General features: G+C 63.1%; 15 protein-coding genes. 7 read left to right on the top strand and 8 right to left on the bottom strand.

All coding sequences use genetic code 11. The features are described from left to right. Window positions 1-166: 166 nt before the first annotated feature. Window positions 167-1,180 carry a sugar phosphate nucleotidyltransferase gene (locus FDY95_RS06055; protein ID WP_138075852.1) on the bottom strand — a complete coding sequence of 338 codons (1,014 nt, stop codon included), beginning with the start codon at window positions 1,178-1,180 and terminating at the stop codon, window positions 167-169. Between the two features lie 310 nt (window positions 1,181-1,490). Between FDY95_RS06055 and FDY95_RS06050 the strand changes: the two genes are divergently transcribed. The 3 genes from FDY95_RS06050 (at window position 1,491) to FDY95_RS06040 (ending at window position 3,450) form a co-directional block, all read left to right on the top strand. After that, entirely contained in the window at window positions 1,491-2,072 is a 582-nt protein-coding gene (locus FDY95_RS06050; RefSeq protein WP_138075851.1) for a LemA family protein, read from the top strand. A gap of 92 nt (window positions 2,073-2,164) precedes the next feature. After that, window positions 2,165-2,620 (top strand): TPM domain-containing protein, encoded by a 456-nt coding sequence (locus FDY95_RS06045; protein WP_171025552.1) that lies wholly within the window; start codon window positions 2,165-2,167, stop codon window positions 2,618-2,620. Further along, window positions 2,617-3,450, top strand: coding sequence for a TPM domain-containing protein (locus FDY95_RS06040; protein WP_138075850.1), 834 nt, complete (start codon window positions 2,617-2,619; stop codon window positions 3,448-3,450). Before FDY95_RS06045 ends, FDY95_RS06040 begins: the two co-directional genes overlap by 4 nt. Window positions 3,451-3,725: 275 nt before the next feature. Here the strand turns inward: FDY95_RS06040 and FDY95_RS06035 are convergent, their stop codons facing one another. Next, the gene (locus FDY95_RS06035) at window positions 3,726-4,337 is read right to left on the bottom strand and encodes a 3'-5' exonuclease family protein (RefSeq protein ID WP_138075849.1); all 612 of its coding nucleotides are present in this window, start codon (window positions 4,335-4,337) and stop codon (window positions 3,726-3,728) included. 242 nt (window positions 4,338-4,579) lie between these two features. After that, on the bottom strand, window positions 4,580-7,126 hold the full coding sequence (locus tag FDY95_RS06030; RefSeq protein ID WP_138075848.1) for a T9SS type A sorting domain-containing protein: 2,547 nt from the start codon (window positions 7,124-7,126) through the stop codon (window positions 4,580-4,582). A gap of 97 nt (window positions 7,127-7,223) precedes the next feature. Here FDY95_RS06030 and polA point away from each other — a divergent pair, with 97 nt between their 5' ends. Then, entirely contained in the window at window positions 7,224-10,118 is a 2,895-nt protein-coding gene (gene polA / locus FDY95_RS06025; RefSeq protein ID WP_138075847.1) for a DNA polymerase I, read from the top strand. A gap of 79 nt (window positions 10,119-10,197) precedes the next feature. Here polA and FDY95_RS06020 read toward each other — a convergent pair whose 3' ends face one another. Then, complete coding sequence (locus tag FDY95_RS06020; protein WP_138075846.1) at window positions 10,198-10,650, bottom strand: hypothetical protein; 453 nt, start codon at window positions 10,648-10,650, stop codon at window positions 10,198-10,200. Between the two features lie 189 nt (window positions 10,651-10,839). Here FDY95_RS06020 and FDY95_RS06015 point away from each other — a divergent pair, with 189 nt between their 5' ends. Further along, the gene (locus FDY95_RS06015; protein ID WP_138075845.1) at window positions 10,840-11,826 is read left to right on the top strand and encodes a YpdA family putative bacillithiol disulfide reductase; all 987 of its coding nucleotides are present in this window, start codon (window positions 10,840-10,842) and stop codon (window positions 11,824-11,826) included. An 84-nt stretch (window positions 11,827-11,910) separates the two neighbouring features. Here FDY95_RS06015 and FDY95_RS06010 read toward each other — a convergent pair whose 3' ends face one another. From FDY95_RS06010 to FDY95_RS05995, 4 genes are all read right to left on the bottom strand, one after another. Further along, the gene (locus tag FDY95_RS06010) at window positions 11,911-12,402 is read right to left on the bottom strand and encodes a hypothetical protein (RefSeq protein WP_138075844.1); all 492 of its coding nucleotides are present in this window, start codon (window positions 12,400-12,402) and stop codon (window positions 11,911-11,913) included. A gap of 277 nt (window positions 12,403-12,679) precedes the next feature. Next, entirely contained in the window at window positions 12,680-14,161 is a 1,482-nt protein-coding gene (locus tag FDY95_RS06005; protein ID WP_138075843.1) for a hypothetical protein, read from the bottom strand. A gap of 25 nt (window positions 14,162-14,186) precedes the next feature. Further along, a complete protein-coding gene (locus FDY95_RS06000) occupies window positions 14,187-15,461 on the bottom strand; it encodes an OmpP1/FadL family transporter (RefSeq protein ID WP_138075842.1) in 1,275 nt (424 codons plus the stop codon). 155 nt (window positions 15,462-15,616) lie between these two features. Beyond that, complete coding sequence (locus FDY95_RS05995) at window positions 15,617-16,474, bottom strand: cyanophycinase (RefSeq protein WP_138075841.1); 858 nt, start codon at window positions 16,472-16,474, stop codon at window positions 15,617-15,619. Between the two features lie 437 nt (window positions 16,475-16,911). On the opposite strand from FDY95_RS05995, the gene mgtE reads away from it, so the two are divergent. Beyond that, a complete protein-coding gene (gene mgtE, locus FDY95_RS05990; protein WP_138075840.1) occupies window positions 16,912-18,303 on the top strand; it encodes a magnesium transporter in 1,392 nt (463 codons plus the stop codon). Window positions 18,304-18,354: 51 nt separating this feature from the next. Continuing rightward, the gene (locus tag FDY95_RS05985; protein WP_138075839.1) at window positions 18,355-19,140 is read left to right on the top strand and encodes a hypothetical protein; all 786 of its coding nucleotides are present in this window, start codon (window positions 18,355-18,357) and stop codon (window positions 19,138-19,140) included. The last annotated feature ends 30 nt before the right edge of the window (window positions 19,141-19,170 follow it).

Here is a 19,170-nt window from a genome sequence, read left to right as displayed (position 1 = left end):
CGGCACGACGGCCCAACTGGCAGAAGCCGAAAACAGCACCGCCCGCAACCATAGTTACTTGGTTTCGGGCGGAACTGTTTTCGGTTTGTAGGTATTGCTTCGAAGGTGCTACTGGAGGAAGGATTGCTTCGCTTCGCTCGCAATGACTGCCGGTGCGGCCGCCTGCTCAGCTACTCGTTACCGTGTAGTCGATTTCGGTGTTGTCGCCGATGTTCAGGCTGTGGTTGAGGCCGCGGAAGGAGGCGTCGGAGCCCACGATGCAGTCGTGCATGACGGCGGAGCGCAGCTCGGAGTAGGCCCCGATGATACTGTTGCTCAGGATGGTATTCTGAATAATGGTCCGCTCGCCGATGGCCACGTTCGGGCCGATAATGCTGTTGCTGATGGCGCAGTCGCGGGCGATGCTGACGGGCGGAATGATGACCGTATTCGGGAAGGAGTACTCCTCGGCGGGCTGCAGGTGCTCGGGGCGGTTGAGCAGGCGGGCGTTGGCTTCGAGCAGGGTGTCCTTACGGCCGCAGTCAAACCAGCTGTCGACCACCCAGGTGGTCATTTCGGCGCCCTGCTCAATCATGAGCATCAGCGCGTCGGTGAGGTAGAACTCGTGGTGGGTACGGCGGTCTTCCTCGATGATGCGCTCCAAGGCCGAGGCCAGCCAGGCGGGGTTGTCGATGCGGTAGAGGCCGACGAGGGCATAGTTGGACTTCGGGATGCGCGGCTTTTCCACAGCCTTGGTCACGCGGCCGCCGGGGCCGGTTTCCACCACCCCGAAGGCTGAGGGCGTCTTCACTTCCTTCACGGCCAGCACGGTGCCCTGGCGGTTGATGATTTCGCGCAAATCCACGTCGACGATGGTGTCGCCGAGCTGTATGAGGATGGGCTCCTGCTCGTGCTGAAACTTCTCACGGGCCAGCCACAGCGCGTGGCCGATGCCCTCGCGCGGCTCCTGCACCACGAAATCGACGCGCAGCTGGGGGTAGCAGCGGCGCACGTAGCGCTCCACTTTCTCGCCGAGGTAACCGACGATGAACACGAAATCCTGAATGCCCGCGGCCACCAGCCGGTCAATGATGTGGCCCAGAATGGGCGTGCCCGCCACCGGCACCAGCGACTTGGGCTGGGTGTGGGTGTGCGGCCGCAAACGCGACCCGATGCCCGCAACGGGGATAATGGCTTTCATGCAGTCAATGAGTGGATGAGCAACTGAGTGAATGAGTGAATGAAGCCGAGCAAGTTTCTGCATGAATCACCAGCCGGTAGCTGCTGATTCAGAGCAAGCACTCATTCGCTTATTCACCAACTCACTCATTGGCAAGACGCGCCTGCAAAATAAGGATTCGTGGCCGGAGCGCGTGGTATATAACCGCCGTGCTATGAATCCGTACTTTGCAGCGCAGCCGCGGCCGTAATAACCGCTTCGGCGGCATTTGTTCCAGCCAGGCACCCCATTCTTCCCCCTCATTCCAACCTCCTTCCAACCGCAAATCCCCATGAAACGCTTCCTCCTCTACTTTGCCGGCCTGTTTGTGCTGCTCTCGCAGTCGTCGTGCGGCTACAACACCATGGTCGAGCTGGACCAGAAAGTGAAAGGCCAGTGGGCCAACGTGCAGAACAGCTACCAGCGCCGCTCCGACCTGATTCCGAACCTGGTGAATACGGTGAAGGGCGCCGCCAACTTCGAGCGGTCGACGCTGACGCAGGTGGTGGAAGCCCGCGCCAAGGCTACCAGCGTGCAGCTCTCGGCCGACCAGCTCACGCCCGAAAACCTCAAGAAATTCCAGGAAGCCCAGAGCCAGGTGTCGGCCGGACTGGGCCGCCTGCTGGCCGTGTCGGAAAACTACCCCGACCTGAAGGCCAACGCCAACTTCCAGGAGCTGCAGGCCCAGATCGAGGGCACCGAAAACCGCATCAACGTGGAGCGCCAGAAGTTCAACGACGCCACCAACGAGTATAACACCTACGTGCGCTCCTTCCCCAACAACCTGTTTGCGGGCATGTTCGGCTTCGCCCAAAAGCCCTACTTCGAAGCCGATGCCTCGGCCCAGAAAGCCCCGACGGTCAACTTTGAGTAATCTGGTTGTCGGTTGTCAGTTGTCGGTTGGCCGCATCCTTGCTGTTCAGCGCTGACAACTGGCAACTCCCACCTGACAACTGACCACAGCTTATGATTTCCCCCCTGACGCCCCAGCAGGAAGCCGACCTCGTGGCTGCCATCCGGCAGGCCGAGCTGGCTACTTCGGGCGAAATCCGCGTTCATCTGGAAGAAGACTGCCCCACGCCCGAGCCCATGGACCGGGCCGCGCAGGTGTTCAGCCAGCTGGGCATGCACAAAACCGCCCAGCGCAACGGCGTGCTCTTCTACGTGGCGTGGCACACGCGGCAGTTTGCCGTCATCGGCGACGCGGCCATCAACGCGGCCGTGCCCGACGACTTCTGGGAGCGGACCAAGGAGCTGGTGCTCGACGCGTTTCGCCGCCAGCAGTACGTGACGGGTCTGCAGCAGGGCATTCAGCTGGCCGGCGAGCAGCTGCGCCGCTACTTCCCCTACAACGCCGACACCGACCAGAACGAACTGGACGACTCCATTTCCTACGGCGCCCCCAAGCCGCCGCGGCCATGACCCGACTCCACCCCTCCTATTCCCTTCGGCCCCCGGCGTTGCTGACGTGGCTGCTGGCCTGCTGCCTGCTGCTGTCGGCCCTGCTGGCTTCGGCGCAGCAGGTCCCGCCGCGCCCCTCGCCCCCGCGCCTCGTCAACGACCTGGCTAACCTGCTCACGCCCGAGCAGGAGCAGGCGCTGGAGCAGAAGCTGCTGGCCTACAACGACAGCACCTCCTCGCAGTTTGCGGTGGTGACGGTGCCCAACCTCGGCGGCGACGAAATTGCTAACTACGCCCAGCGCCTCTTCGAAAGCTGGGGCATCGGGCAGAAAGACAAGAACAACGGCCTGCTCATCCTGGTGGCCCGCGACGAGCGGAAGGTCAACATCCACACCGGCTACGGCCTCGAAGGCTCCATCCCCGACGCGCTGGCCAAACGCATTATCAGCAACGTGATGGTGCCCGCCTTTAAAGCCGAGCATTACTACGATGGCATCGACGGGGCCGTGGACCGGCTCTTCGCCCTGGCCGCCGGTGAGTACAAGGCCGAGCCCCGCGCTACTTCCGACGACTACGGCGACGAAGGCGGCGGCCACAGCTGGACGTTCTGGGTGGTCATCGGGCTGCTGGTGCTTTTCCTGATCCTGCGTAGCCGTGGCGGCGGAGGCGGGGGCGGCGGACGCCGCAACCGCGGCTTCGGCGGCGGTTTCTTCCCGCCCATCATTCTCGGCGGGGGCGGCTTTGGCGGCGGTGGATTCGGCGGAGGCGGCTTCGGCGGCGGTGGCGGCGGAGGGTTTGGCGGCTTCGGCGGCGGCTCATCCGGCGGCGGCGGTGCCTCGGGCTCCTGGTAAGCGGTGAAATGGTGAGATGGTGAAGTGGTGAGTGCCGTTCTGACTGCGCGTGCTGCCCCAACTGACTCCACAAATCAAGGAAACAAACGGCCCCGGCAACACTAGTTGTCGGGGCCGTTTGCGCATTTAGATGCTATCTGAACGTCAACTCACTATTTCACCAGCTCACCACTCACCTAATGGTCGCTCTGCACACCGGCTTTCACGGCAACGCTCAGCGTCCAGACGGCCCCCACGGCCGGGAGTAGGGCTTTCATCATCCGTCAAAGGTAGGGCTACTCTCCTCGCGGCGGCACCTGCTGATACACCGGCAGGGCGTAGAAGGGCCGCAGCAGCCGAATCACGTCCAGGGCATCGGCTACGGCCTCGTGGGCCACGGTCTGGTCCTCGAACCGGGCGCGGGCCTTGCAGATGCTCATGGTGGGCAGGCGCGAGTCCTTGCGCCAGTTCAGGTAGAACGCGGCCGGGTCGAGCAGGGCGGGTTCGGCACGCACCAGCGTGCCCCAACCGGGCAGCTGGCGCAAAAACAGCAGGTCGAACGAGCCGATGTTCTTGCCGGCCAGCGTCACCGCCACCCGGTCTTTCTTATCCGGCTTGAATCCCTGCGTCAGCAGCCAGGCGCGCAGCTGGGGCAGCAGCTCGGCGGCGGAGCAGATGTCGGGCTGGTCGGCGGGTGCGTCAGCCAGCTCCTGTAGCAGGCGCGCGTTCAGCGCCAGCGCCCCGGCCGTGCCGATGTACTCGGCGTGGCGCACCGCCCGCCGAAACGTGGGCAGCTCGTCCAGGGGCCGGAGCCGTTTGGTATCCTCCACCACGGCGGCCAGCTCGATAACTTGGTGCCGCTCGGGTTGGTTGCCCGTCATTTCAAGATCCAGGGAAACGTAGCGCATAGGCTATAGCCTACGGCCCGGTCGGCCTTACCGTTAGTGTAAGGTTTACCTACTACCCAACAAACCAGCTAGTAAACTGTCTTATCATCTCAATAACTTCGATAACAAGTAAACGAAATTACTACCCACTTAGGCGGTTTATTCGCAAACATAAACCTAAGCCGCAGCCATCTTGCCATCGGGCGCAAAAAAAGGCCCCGGCCAGCGCCGGCGCCTTTTTCATTCGGGCCGATCAACTCCGCTTATTCCAGCACTACCCGGCGCGTTACGGAGCCATCGGCGTAGTCGACGCGCAGCAGGTATACGCCGGCGGGCAGTTGGCGCACGTCGAGGGTGGTTTCAGTAGCCGATGCCGGCAGTTGACGGATTACCCGGCCAGTCATATCCACCAGTTGGATGGTATGTGCCTTATCAGCTACGATGTGCAATCGACCCTGAGTTGGGTTTGGCCAGAATGTAAACGCACCGCCCGGTGACTGGCCCACTCGAACCGGCAGCACGTTGCTGGCTGTTAAGCGAGCCAAAAGCAGTCTGGAAGAACCAGCAACTGTTACGAAGGGCCCGCTTAACAGCAGTTTACCATCATTCTGGATTAAAATATCAGCAATAGCGCCCAGAGTTGGTGTGAGGGCAAAGCTGTTATCCACCTGTCCATCACGCTGCACCCGCTGGATAGCCGCCCGCCCATACGGCCGGTAATAGGTAGTGCCCAGCAGAATGAAGTCGTTGGACTGCACCGTCATACCTGAAATACCGTCCCCAGCCGCCGTTACGACCGGATACACGAAGCTCGGGTCGGCTTGTCCATTCGCCAGAAGTCGAATAACCGGACTCCGGTTTGACCCAACCGAACCAGATGCCGCCAGAATCTTCCCATCGGATTGCAAGGCCAGACTGGTTGGCCTGAAACTAGTACTCCACGGGAGCGGCGTAAAAGAGGCGTCATCTTGCCCGTTGGGCAGCAGCCGGATCAACCCTAACGAGGGAAAACCGGACCCGTCAAGCTGCAGGTCGCCCGCCACCAGAATCTTCCCATCAGGCTGCAACTTGATAGCGTATATCCAGAGATTCTGTCCGTAAGACGTAAAGCTGTTATCAGCCGAGCCATTGGCTAGCAACCGATGTACGCTTCCAAATCCGTCACTTACGACCAGACGACCATCTGGCTGCACCACTACTTGAGAAAATTGGTTGGTAGAGCCGGGCAAGCTAGCCTGAAACGCAGGGTCCGGTGCCCCGCTACTGCTAAAGCGCAGCAAACCGCTGGCCGGAGCGTTGGCCGCCGTCGATGCAAAAGCTGTGGCCGCCAGCACTTGTCCGCTGCTGGTCAGGGCTACTTTGCTGACCGGATACCGCACGAGGCTTTGGCTGCTGAAGCCGGCATCGACGGTACCGTCGGCGTTCAGCCGGGCCAGATTCCGTACGCGGGTACCGTTAATCTCATCAAATTCGCCCCCGATGAGAATCCGACCATCGGGCTGCAGTACGGTGCTATAAATGGCTCCCGTAGTCAGCAAGGTGGGCTGAAAGCTGGTGTCGTAGGTTCCGTTCAAATTGACCAGCGCTACGTATGAGCGTTGCCCGCTGAACAGCGGGTTGGACGAGGCTAGTAGCAGCTTCCCGTCGCTCTGGCGAAATATGGTATTAATCGTAACGCCTGCTTCGCCCGGCTGGAAGATACTGGTAAGCGTGGTGCTCAGGGCGCCGGTTGACTCCAGGCACAGCAGGCCCCACAACGTTTGGGTACCATTGATACCGATGGACCCATAACCACTTATGACAATCCGGCCATCCGGCAACACGACAATCTGCCCCCCTCCGTAGTTGTTGTAGGGCCCCAGCCCATACGTAGTATTGGGCAGGACCTGGAAGCTATTATCAATAGCCCCCGAGGGTAACAGCCGGAATATCCGGCCGATAAGCCCGCCGCTTGCCCCCATCGGCGTGCCGGCGATGATAATTTTCCCATCGGGCTGCAAGCCAATTAGTTCAACGCCTCGGCTTGCAGTTAAGGGCGAGGTAACCGGCGAGCTGAAGGTATTGTCGACGGAGCCATCGGGCAGCAGCCGAACAACGCGACGCGGGGTAGAGAAAGCGCCGCCCACCAGAATTTTCCCGTCCGGCTGCAGGACAATGCTCCGGACGGCCGCATTGAGCGGGGCTTGAAGGACAAAGCCAGGGTCCATAGCGCCGTTGGGCAGCAGCCGGAACAGACGGTTGACGCTTACGCCGCTAAAACTCTGAAAGTCGCCTCCCACCAGAATTTTCCCGTCGGGCTGTATCGCCGTAACGTACCGTACCGCCCCGGCGTAGGCCCCAGAACCAGCGTCAAAGCCTGGGTCAGGGGAGCCATCGGTATTCAGCCGCATCAGGTTGAAGCGGGTCAGATTGCCGTAGCGAAGGGTATCGGACCCAACCAGCAGCAGTTTTCCGGAGGGCAGCTGAGACACATTTAGGGCGCCCCCGGCTCGGCTGCCATTCAGGTTGGCGTTGAAGCTGGTATCCGGCGAATGGTTGGCATTGTAGCGCATCACCCCCACCGACCTGCGCCCTTCGGCCTCACTGAAAAAGCCTACTACGACGTGCTTGCCATCGGTCTGTTGGATAGCCGACGTTATTCCCACTGGGGTATTAAGCTCCGAAAGGTTGGGCGTTGGCTCCAACGTCTGTCCTACCCCGTGCTGCCACTTGGCACCCATGCAACACAGCAACCACAAGATTAGTAAGCGTTTATTCATATTATTTTGTCTTATCTCAAAGCAAAAATACGCCAATAATCTGTAGCCCATGAAGTCGTACGGCGGTCGGGGTGCCTACTAATTTGCCAACTACTTTAGTCGTAAAACCAGTATACGACCCTGCCTAATGCCTACCTTAGCTCCTGCTATGTCCGACACCGCTGCCCGCCCCAAGCTCTTCCTGCTCGACGCCTTCGCGCTGATTTACCGCTCGCACTTCGCGTTCAGCAAAAACCCGCGCATCAACTCCAAGGGCCTGAACACCGGGGCCATCCTGGGCTTCACCAACACCCTGGTGGAAGTGCTGCAGAAGGAAAAGCCCACCCACATCGGCGTGGCTTTCGACGCGGCCAAGAAAACCTTCCGCCACGAGCAGTACGCCGACTACAAGGCCCACCGCCAGGCCATGCCCGAGGACATCGGCGTGGCCATTCCCTACATCAAGCAGATTATCACGGCTTTCCGCATTCCCATTCTAAAAGTGGATGGCTTCGAGGCCGACGACGTCATCGGCACCTTGTCGTGCAAGGCCGAGAAGGAGGGCTTCGAGGTGTACATGATGACGCCCGACAAGGACTACTGCCAGCTGGTGACCGAGCACGTGAAGCAGTACCGCCCGGCCTTCATGGGCAACGCGGCCGAGGTGGTGGACGTGGAGCGCGTGAAGGAGAAGTTCGGCGTGGAGCGCGTGGAGCAGGTTATCGACATCCTCGGGCTGATGGGCGACGCCTCCGACAACATTCCGGGCATTCCGGGCATCGGCGAGAAGACGGCCAAGGCGCTGATTGAGAAGTTCGGCTCGGTGGAAAATCTGCTGGCCAACACCGACCAGCTCAAGGGCAAGCAGCGCGAAAACGTGGAAAACTTCGCTCAGCAGGGCCTGATGTCCAAGGAGCTGGCCACCATTCACACCTCGGTGCCCATTGAGTTCCGGGCCGAGGAGCTGGCCCTGGAAAAGCCCGACGGCGCGGCCCTGAAGGCCCTGTTTGAAGAGCTGGAGTTTCGCCAGCTGGCCGCCCGCATCCTCGACGACGCCGGCGCGGGCCGCGGCAACGTGCCCCCCGGCAGCGCCGGCGGCACCCGCGGCGCCCGCCGCCCCAAAGTGGCCAGCCCCGGCGGCCCCGGCCTGTTCGACTCGGCCGACGGCTCGGTGCAGCGCGCCGCCGAGGGCGCCGACGCCGACGAAATCGAGCTGGACGAGCCGGAGTTCGTGGGCTCGCGCCGCACCCTGGGCGACGTGCCCCACCAGTACCACCTCGTCGATACGCCCGGCGCCCGCAAAAGCCTGGTGCAGTTCCTGGTGAAGCAGAAGGAAGTCAGCTTCGACACCGAAACCACCGGGCTCGACACCATGACCTCGCGGCTGGTGGGCCTCTCGTTCAGCTGGCACGTGGGCGAGGCGTACTACGTGCCCGTGCCCTGGGGCCCCGACGACGTGGAAGCGGCCCAGGCCATCGTGGACGAGTTCCGGCCCTTCTTCGACGCGGAAAACGTGCGCAAGATCGGGCAGAACATCAAGTACGACCTGAGCATCCTCAAGCACTACGGGGTGACGGTGCGCGGCCCCCTGTTCGACACCATGTTGGCCCACTACCTGCTGGAGCCCGACATGCGCCACAACATGGACGTGCTGGCCGAAACCTACCTGCACTACTCCCCCATCAGCATTCTGGAGCTGATCGGGCCCAAGGGCAAAAACCAGAAAACCATGGGCGACATCCCGCCCGCCGAGGTGAAGGACTACGCCTGCGAAGACGCCGATGTGACCCTGCAGCTCAAGCACGTGTTTGAGCCCCGCTTGGAAGCCCAGGGCCTGCTGCCCCTGCTCAACGACGTGGAAAACCCGCTGGTGCCCGTGCTGGCCGACGTGGAGTACGCCGGCGTGCGCATCGACGCCTCGGCCCTGGCCGACTACTCCGGGATTCTGCAGGGCTACATCACGGAGACGGAAGAGCAGATTTTCAAAATCAGCGGGGAGCCGTTCAACATCGGCTCGCCCAAGCAGCTCGGCGAGGTGCTCTTCGACAAGCTGCAGGTCGGCGGCAAGCCCAAAAAGACCAAAACCGGCCAGTACGCCACCGGCGAGGAAGTGCTGAGTCTGCTGGCCGCCGAGCATCCTATTGCGGCGCTGATTCTGGAATACCGCCAGCTCACTAAGCTCAAGAGCACCTACGTCGACGCGCTGCCCCAGCTGGTGTGCGAGCTGGACGGCCGCATCCACACCTCCTTCAATCAGGCCGTGGCCGCCACCGGCCGCCTGAGCAGCACCAACCCCAACCTGCAGAACATTCCGATCCGCACCGAGAAAGGCCGCGAAATCCGCCGCGCCTTCGTGCCGCGCGACAATGACCACCTGCTCGTAGCGGCCGACTACTCGCAGATCGAGCTGCGCATCATGGCCTCGTTCTCCCAGGACCCAACCATGATTGAGTCGTTCCGCCAGGGCCTCGACATTCACCAGAGCACGGCCAGCAAAATCTTCAAGGTGCCGCTGGACCAGGTGGACTCAGACATGCGCCGCAAGGCCAAAACGGCCAACTTCGGCATCATCTACGGCATTTCGGCCTTCGGCCTGGCCCAGCGCCTGAACATCAACCGCAAGGAAGCCACCGAGTTGATCGACGCTTATTTCGCCGAGTTCCCAGCCGTGAAGCAGTACATGGACGAGAGCATCCGCAAGGCCCGCGACCTGGAGTACGCCGAAACGCTGCTGGGCCGCCGCCGCTACCTGCGCGACATCAACTCGCGCAACGCCACGCTGCGCGGCTACACCGAGCGCAACGCCATCAACGCGCCCATTCAGGGCACGGCGGCCGACATCATCAAGGTGGCCATGATTCACATCCACGACTGGCTGGAGCAGGAAAAGCTGGGCACCAAGATGATTCTGCAGGTGCACGACGAATTGGTGTTCGACGCGCCCAAGGACGAGGTGGCGCACATTCAGCCCAAAATCCGGGAGCTGATGGCCAATGCCCTGCCCATGCAGGTGCCCCTGGAAGTGGAAATCGGGACGGGCGCGAACTGGCTGGAAGCCCACTAAACTGCCGGCGCTGCCACGAAAAAGCCCGCCCACTCCTTGAGGAATGGGCGGGCTTTTTCGTGGCGGCGTCGGCGCGGGTCTATTGCGCCGTGAAGGTGGTTTTGGTTATCGTCGTGACGGTATCCGCCCGCTGAGTGGTTACCAGTAGCAACGTTGTGCGGTCGATGGTGCGGATGACGCCGGTGAAGCTGTAATTGCGGGTGGCCGTGGCATTGGTGACGCTCAGCGTGCTGTCGGCCAGCGTCCAGCGCCCCGTCGTCGACTGCGCGTCGGCGGTGGCGCACTTCAGCAAGCCTTCGTCGGTCACCACCTCGTTGCTGTTGCCGAAGCGGTAAGTGTTGTCCTTGACGCAGTCGGCCCGCGGGCGAAACACGTCGGTGGCCGTGCGGCCATTGACCCGCGCGGTGGCCGCCGTGATGCGCCAGGCCCGGGCCAGCAGCAGTTCGGTGGTCGACAAGGGTTGCTCGTTGTCTTTTTCGCAGGCGAAGGCCGCCAGCAAACTCAGGGCGGCAAAAACAGTAGCGCGTTTCATACGGTATACCAACGGAAGCAAGCCGCTCGGCGTATGCGGCTCCGGTCCGCGCCGCCCAATGGCCCGCCAAAGCTACGGCCGGCGGCCACACCCGGCGCGGAATTTCTTTACCGCGCCCGCCGAACTTCCCCCGGTATACGCCGGTTGTTGGCCCAACGTGGCCCGCTTCCGGGCTTTTTTTCTTTCCGTATGCAGCCTTCCGATGCTTCTGCCATTGCCGCCACCGACGCCGTCGTTATCGGGGCCGGTCCCGTCGGGCTGGCCTGCGCCATCGAGCTACAGCGCCGCGGCCTGCGCGTCGTCGTCATTGATAAAGGGGCGCTGGTCAATTCGCTGATCGGCTACCCCACCAACATGGAGTTTTTCTCCACGCCCGAGCTGCTCGAAATCGGCGGCCACCCCTTCGTGACCAGCAACTACAAGCCTCACCGCGAGGAAGGCCTCGACTACTACCAGCGCGTGGCCCGCGCCGAAAACCTGCCCCTGCGCCTCTACGAGCGGGTGCTACGGCTCGAAGGGGAGCCGGGCCAGTACCGCGTCGTGACCGACAAAGGCGACATCAGCACCCGGTACGTGGTGGTGGCCACGGGCTTCTACGACGTGCCGGTGCTGCTCGGCGTGCCCGGCGAGGACCTGCCCCACGTCAGCCACTACTACAAGGAGCCCTACCAGCACGCCGGGCAACGCGTGCTCGTCATCGGGGCCAAGAACTCGGCGGCCAAGGCGGCGCTGGCCCTCACCCGCGCCGGCGCCCACGCCACGCTGGTGGTGCGCGGGGCCGAAGTCAGCGCCTCGGTGAAATACTGGATTCGGCCCGATTTGCTCAACCGCATTGCCGAGGGCCGCATCACGGCGCACTTTCAAACCACCGTCGAGGCCATCCGCCCCGGCGCGGTAGACCTGCTTACGCCCGCGGGCCCGCTCACCGTGCCCGCCGACTACGTGTACGCCCTCACCGGCTACCGCCCCGACTACCGCCTGCTGGCGGCCCTAGGCATCAGCACCCAGCCCGACGCGGCCTGCACGCCCAGCTACAACCCGGACACCTTCGAAACCAACCGGCCCGGCGTGTACCTGGCCGGCACCGTGTGCGGCGGGCTGAACACCAGCCGCTGGTTTATCGAAAACGGCCGGCACCACGCCCGTGTCATTGCCGCCCACGTGGCCCCGGATTAACGGAGCGGCCGCTATGACCTAGCGGGAAACGAGCGCGCCCCCGCCAAGTGGCGGGGCGCGGCGTAGCTGCAACTGAGGCCAGATTTACTGCTTGGCGAAGGTGTACGTGTAGGTGTAGCGGGTCGTGCCCTCGGTGCGCGAGCCAGAGGTGCGCAGCGTGTTTTCGCTGAGTTCGAGCACGTCGTAGCTGCTGCTGCCCAGTACTTCGGCTTCGGTGCGCAGCACTTTGTCGCTATCGGTCAACGACCAGGTACCGTTGTAGGCCTGGTGGGTGGTGTTGCCGGGGGCGCGCGTAGGGCCTTCGTCCTGGCGGAAGGTGTTGGGTTTCTCGAACCGGAACAGGTCGTCGCGGTCGTAGCTGGGCATGAAGTCGTTGTAGTAGTCCGTCGACGTGCGGCCGCCGGTAGTGGGCTTGGCCGGGCTCACGGTGCAGGCCGTCAGCTTCCAGTCCTTGCCCACGAGCAGCTCGGTCGGCGTCTGGGGCTTGACGGTTTCTTTGTCCTTGTCTTTGTCGCAGGCGGTGAGCAAGGTGGCGGCAGTCAGGGCCAGCAGCAGGGGGAAACGAAGCGTTTTCATAGCGGTTGGGAAGTGGCGTTGAATTGTAGTGCAATGTTACGCCGCCCGGTAAACGCCGCATAATTTTACCCAGACACGAATAGGTTATACCCAGCCCGACAGTCCGGCAGCCTTAGCAGAAAATCAACCCACCGCATCACATCTACGTGTTAGAGCACGGGCGCTTTTTGCAGGCTCAACCATTTACCCCAACCGTCATAATCACTTCACTGCCAACAAAAAACCCCGCGCTGCTCGAGGCAACGCGGGGCTCTGAAATGCCACACGGCAATGGGCGCTAGGGAATGCGCACGCCGCGGTAGGCATTGGGGTTGACGAAGGGAATGGTCGAGCCGTACTGGGCGTTGATGGCCTTGATCATCTCGTTTGCAATAACCGCGTAGCCGCGGGGCGTGGGGTGCACGCCGTCGAGCGAAAACAGGTTGCCGGTGATGAAGCTGGCCGTGTTGTTCACGCCGTTGGTGATGAACCCGCTCTGGGCTACGCCCGAAAAGAACGCATTCGAGTCGAACACCGCCAAGCCCTTGGAAGCGGCTTTGCTGCGGATGGCCGTGTTGAAGGCAGCAGTAGCCGTCAACACCTGCTGCTGTTCCTCATCATCCAGGATCAACGCGCTGGGCAACGGATTTTCCGGCGTCCCGAATGCCTTCGTCGTATCCACGGCGGCGGTCCTGATCAGTGCCCCCAGCAGCGTTTGGTAGTCCAACTGGTTAACGGCCCCGGTGGTGGGGTTACGCAGCTGCGAAATGGCCAGTTCACGCCAGTATCTGCCCCCTACTGTACCCAGCAGCCCGAGGTAGGGCGAGGACGTCAGCGTCAACAGCTGGCGGCCGCCGGTATCGTTGCGGATGTCGTCGCGCGCAATAAGCTTGCGGGTGCTGCCGGCGCCGGTCAGGGCCACAAAGCCCGTGGAGCCCAGGCGCGTCAGCTGGGCGCGGAAGCGCGGGCCAACGGTCGTAAAATAGGGCACGTTGGTCACGTCCGGTATCGTGGCGACAATGCCTTTGGCACCGCCCGCCGTCAGCGCGTCGATGACCTTGCTGTTCTTGTCGGCGAAGTCCGTCGGGGAGGTAATAAAGCTCGAGTAACCGCCGGCCGTAGCGTAGCCCAGCACGTCGTTATTGCCGAGCCAGTTGGAGAAGAACGTCGGGTTCGATGCCGTCACCCGGGCCAAATACGTCTGGGTCGCCTGCGCATCAGGCGTAATCCGCTCGAAGTAAGGGTTGCCGGCCTGACTGCCGTAGCCCACGGTTTCGATATCTGAGAGTCGGATGCCCGGTACGCCGAGGTTGTTGATGTTGAAATCAGTAATCTTGGTGTAGAGCGGGCGGGGAGGCATCTGCAGCGGAATCGGGGTAGTCTGCCGCGGCGGGGTGTAGAAGCCGCGCACGGCCAGGCCCGTCGTCACGTTAGCCGTGATGGGCGAGGGCTCATCAGGCGGCGTAGCCGTCGTGAAGCCCGCCAGGCGCAGGTAGCCCGAGCCGTTGGACTGGGCGTCGGAAAACAGCGGCTGCGTGAAAGGCCCGCCCCCTACTTTGGCAAACTGCTGCGAGAGGATGTTCGGGTAAGAATACACCTGCCCTTCCAGGTATAAGCCCCCGTCGCTGAAGCCCGCGGTGAGTGAGTTGCCGACGGCAACGTACTTGGAGAAGTCGGCCGTGCCCCGGTCGTACTTGGGGGAGTGCATTTCGGGCTGGCAGCCCGCCAGGCCGAGGCCCAACAGCAGCGCCGACGAGGAATATTTCTGAAGCGTGTTCATGGGATGAACGTCGGAAAGTCTGGTATTAGAAGGTGTAGTTCAGCCCGATGCCCGGAATGACGATGTTCGTCTTGTAGGTACCGGCCACGCGGTCGGTGGTGCCATTGGCCACCAGTTCTTCCTGCGTCTGAGTGCGCTTTTTCAGGCTGATGAACTGCGTGGAGAGGTCCACGCCGAAATGTTCACCGAACTTGTAGCTCAGGCCCGCGGTGGCGCCGAGGCGGTTGGCGTCGGGCGTTTCGGGCGTCACGTAGCCGTCTTTCACCGGCGACTGGTCGAGGCTGCCGCCGAGGCGCACGGTGAAGGCATCGGTCACCTTGTACTGGCCACCGAGGCGGAAGGTGAACGAGTTTTTGTAGTCGCGCACTGAGCTGCTGGTCGTCGAGCCGTTCACCGGCTGGTCGAAGGTGAATTCCAGCTGCTTGTACTTGCTCCACTGGGCGTAGTTCACGTCGAAGCCGATGGTCAGCTTCTCGCTGGGCATCACCCCGATGCCAACGTTGAAAGTAGCGGGCAGCGGCAGCGTCACGTCGAACTTGCTGGCGGTGAAGCGGCTGGCCACCACGGCACTGTTGGGCAGGTTGGAGAAGGTCACGTCGCCGCCCTTCACGTGAGCATCGATCTGCGAGCGGTAACTCAGGCCCACGCTCACTTTGTCGAGGGGCTTGTAGTACACGCCCACGTTGTAGCCGATTTTCTGGTCGGCTTTGCCGTCGAGTTCGATGTGGCCAAATTCCCCGTTGCCGGCGTTCTGCACCGGAATGTCACGCTGCAGGTTCACCGCGCCGTAGGCAAACACCACCAGGCCCGCGCCCACGCTGAGCTTATCGGTAATGGCGTAGCTCACGGTGGGCTGCACGAAGACGGACTTCAGGTCGATTTCCGTCAGGGCGGAGCGGCCTTCCCAGCCATCGGCGTAATCGAGCTTGGAGCCGAAGGGCGTGTACACGGCAATGCCCGCGCGCCACTTGCCCTCGGTGGGCCCGAAGCCGGCGTACACGTTGAAGGGCGTGGTCACGGTGTTGTCCAGCTGCCGGTCGAAGCCGTACTGCGCGTACTGCGGGCGGAAAGCTTGGCGGGCCATCGTCGCGTTGACGCCGATCTGTACGCCCCGCTCGCGCACCATGGCCAGCGCACCCGGGTTGTAGAACATGGAAGCCTGGTCCAGCGCCAGGCCGGTGCCGACGCCGCCCATGCCGTTGTTCTTCTGCCCGGCCAGCGTAACCTGGAACCCGCCCGCCTGTGCGACGGTGGTTCCCAGCAGGGCGCCCCCGGCGAGGAGTAGTTGTTTTAGGTTCATACCCAAAGGAAAAAAGGGAAAAGGGGGTTGTGTGAGCTAAATGTAGGGGGTTGCCGCGAACAAACAAGGCGGCATGCCGAGTATTTCAGTACTCAAAGTGAGTAATTACTATACCGGGCGCAAAGCTGGTGAAAATACCATTATCTGTATGTAGATCATTCAACTTCGCGACGGGCCGATTCATCGGTCGTTTCATCGGTTTCGGCCGGCAGCACGCGGCGGGTGCGCAGGTCCAGCCGGCGGCCGGCCACCAGTAGGTGCACATGCAGGTTTTCGCCCGCCACCGGCTCGCCGCGCCCGATGCGGCCCAGGTTGTCGTTGCGCACCTGCCGCCCGTCCACCACCATCACCACCCCGTCGCCGAACACCCGCAGGTGCCGCCCGCCCTCAACGATGACGCCCGTTTCCTGGCCCAGCCCCAGCCCGATGGCGGCCGGGTGCTGCAGCACGGCGTGGGCCAGCCGCCCGAAACGGCCGCGCTCGGCAAAGTGCTGATCTACAATCATTTGGGGCAGCAGGCCGAAGCCCGGCGCGGTGTGCATGCCGCCCTTGGTGAGCGAGCGGGCCCCGTGCCCAGCCACGATCATGCTGGCCGAAACCACCGAAGCGCCGGCGCTGGTGCCGGCCAGCACGAAGGCCGGGTCGTGGTGAAAGCGGTGGCGCAGCACCTCCAGCGCGGGCGTGTGCAGCCAGTGCTCGGTGATGCGCTCCTGGTCGCCGCCGGTGAAGAACACGGCGCCGGCGCGGTGCAGGCGCCGCAGGGTGGCGGGCCGGTCGGCGGGGTTGTGCTCGTCGACGCGCAGGTGCTGGGCCCGGCCGCAGCCCAGCTCCAGCAGCCCGTCGACGTAGGCCCGGCCGGTTTTGACGGGGGAGCGGGTGGCCGCGGTGGTTACCACTTCCACCGGGCCGGCGTGGGGCGAGAGCCGCTCGCAGAGCAAGGCCAGCAGCGCGTCGTCGTCGCCGCCGCCGAGGAGCAGGGCGGTGCCTTTGGGCAGGGTACGAACTGGGGGCATAGGCAAAACGCGGAAAGCGAGCAAACCGCCGGCTCGGGCATGGCAGCGGCCAAAGCTACGCGGCCGGGCCGAATAAGGCGGCGTAAGCAGGTGTACGGCCCGGCCGTGCCCCACAAGGCCGGCGCTGGGGGCAGCTGATTCCCACCGCGTTGCCCTTCCGATGCTCCGCCGACAATCCGTCGTCCCGCTGGGCAGCCAGCGGCTAAATCAGTGGTTTTTGAGACCCGACGGGCGGCGGCGGCGCACGTAAACGCGCGGGGCACTGTTGAGCCGGCAGAACCCACGCCGCCGGCCCGTTGGTAGCCTAAAAAAAATCGGCCGCAATGGGCCGGAATTCGGCCGGGCCCGTTCCAAATCCGGGAGGCAAAAACTACTTTTGCGCGCCCTTTCACCAAAACCCGTTTTGCCTAGCGAAACACCTTCATTGCCGCCGTTTTATGACCACGCAACAGCAACTGGCCCTGGCCCAAATTCCGGACCTGCTCGAACAGCGCGACTTGTTTCGCCTCAAGAAGCTATTGCGAAGTCTTGACACGCCGGAACTGGTGGAGCTGATTGAGAAGCGGACGGAGCAGGACCAGCTCATCATCTTCCGGCTGCTGCCGCTCACGCGGGCTACGGAAGTGTTTGAGTTTCTGGACCTGGAGGTGCAGCGCCACTTCCTCGAAAGCCTCTCGCAGGAGCGTATTGCCGACATTCTCAACGAGATGTCGCCGGACGACCGCACCGCCCTGCTGGAGTTTCTGCCCGACGACTTGGTTCGGGAGCTGATTCAGACCCTCTCGGAAAAGGAGCGGCGCGTGACGCTGGAGCTGCTGGGCTACCCCGAGTACTCGGTGGGCCGCCTGATGACTCCCGACTACATCGCCGTGCGCGAGGAGTGGACGGTGCGGCAGGTGTTCGACTACATCCGGGAGCACGGCTCGGGCTCCGAAACGGTGAGCGTGGTGTACGTCATCGACGAGCGCGGCGTGCTTATCGACGACATCCGCATCCGCGAGTTCCTCTTCGCCCAGCCCGAGCAGCGCGTGAGCGAGCTGATGGACCGCCGCTTCGTGCGGCTGCAGGCCATGCAGGACCAGGAAGAAGTCATCGACGTGTTCCGGCGCAACGACCGCACGGCCCTGCCGGTAGTCAACGAGGAAGGCGTCCTGTTCGGCATCGTGACGATTGACGACATCCTAGCCATCCGGGAAGAAGAAGACACCGAGGACATCCAGAAACTCGGCGGTTCGGAAGCTCTGGACGAGCCCTACCTGGCCACTTCGATCTGGCAGATGGTGCGCAAGCGGGCGGGCTGGCTGGTGATTCTGCTGCTGGGCGAGATGCTCACCACCTCGGCCATGCACCACTTCGAGGACGACTTGCAGCGGGCGGCCGTGCTCGGGCTGTTCATTCCGCTGATCATTTCGGCGGGCGGTAATGCCGGCTCGCAGGCCACCTCGCTGATCATCCGCGCCATGTCGCTGGGCGAGTTTACCTTGAGCGACTGGTGGATGGTGATGCGCCGCGAAATTGCCTCGGGTTTGGCGCTGGGCGCCATCCTGGGCGTGGTGGGCGCGGCCCGCATCATCCTCTGGGCCACCGTCATCGACCCGGGCTACTTCGGCGAGTACTGGCGGCTGATTGCCGTCACAGTGGGCATTTCCCTGTTGGGCATCGTGCTCTGGGGCGCGCTGTCGGGGGCCATGCTGCCGATGATTCTCAAGCGCCTGGGCCTGGACCCGGCTACGGCCTCGGCGCCCTTCGTGGCCACGCTCGTGGACGTGACGGGACTGATCATCTACTTTTCGGTGGCTACGGCGGTGCTGTCGGGCACGCTGCTGTAGGCAATGATTGAATGACGGAATGATTGGAAGGCTGAAAAACAAGTAACTCCCATGACTTCAGCCTTTCACACAGCCCGACCGGCGCCCGCTGCCGGCGCCCCTGCGAAGCGGGCCCGTTGGCATTATTCAATCATTCGGTCATCCATTCATTCACTCCTCGTCCTGCTGCTGAGCGGCTGCGCCACCGTGGGGCGGCTGAACCAGGTGGCGCAGCTGCCGGCCGGTCAGTACACGGTATGGGCCACCGACGACGCGGCCCTGCGCACCACCGCGCCGAGTCGGGTCCAGTACCAAGTGTACCAGCTCGGCGACACACTGCGTTTCGACCATTACCCCGCCCCGGACTCGGCCCCGACGCAGCATTTCTACCAGCTGCCGCTGCGCCGCTACGTCACGCTGCAGGCCCGCCGCTTCGACGTCGACGTGTTTACCATCCCGTTTAAGGTGCGGCCGGCGCGGGCGGGCGTGCCGGTGCAGCTGAACACCAACTTCAACGGGGCGCTGTACTTCGGCCGGCGCCTGGATTTTTACCGCTTCAGCACCTACCGCGGCCCGGCTGGGCGCGTCGTGCCCGCCATTCGGGCCACGGGCTTCGGCTACGGCGGCTTCGTGGGGTTGGGCTCCACCTTCATTACCGGCGACGTGACGCGGCAAACGCCCGGCCCGGAGTATGAGGGCTTTGTGGTCCATGCGGGCGCGGCCGGCATTTTCGATGCCCGGGTGTTCAACGTGGGCCTGGCCGTGGGCGTCGACCACCTGCTCGGGCCCGACGGGCGGGTCTGGATTTACCAGCACCGGCCCTGGTTCGGCATCCTCTTCGGCCTCGATCTGAACTAACCGGCGCCGCGCTAATAGTCCGAATCCGGG

The organism is Hymenobacter jeollabukensis, assembly GCF_005771675.1.
In the GTDB taxonomy this organism is placed as follows: domain Bacteria; phylum Bacteroidota; class Bacteroidia; order Cytophagales; family Hymenobacteraceae; genus Solirubrum; species Solirubrum jeollabukense.
This window is presented reverse-complemented; position numbering and strand designations above follow the sequence as displayed.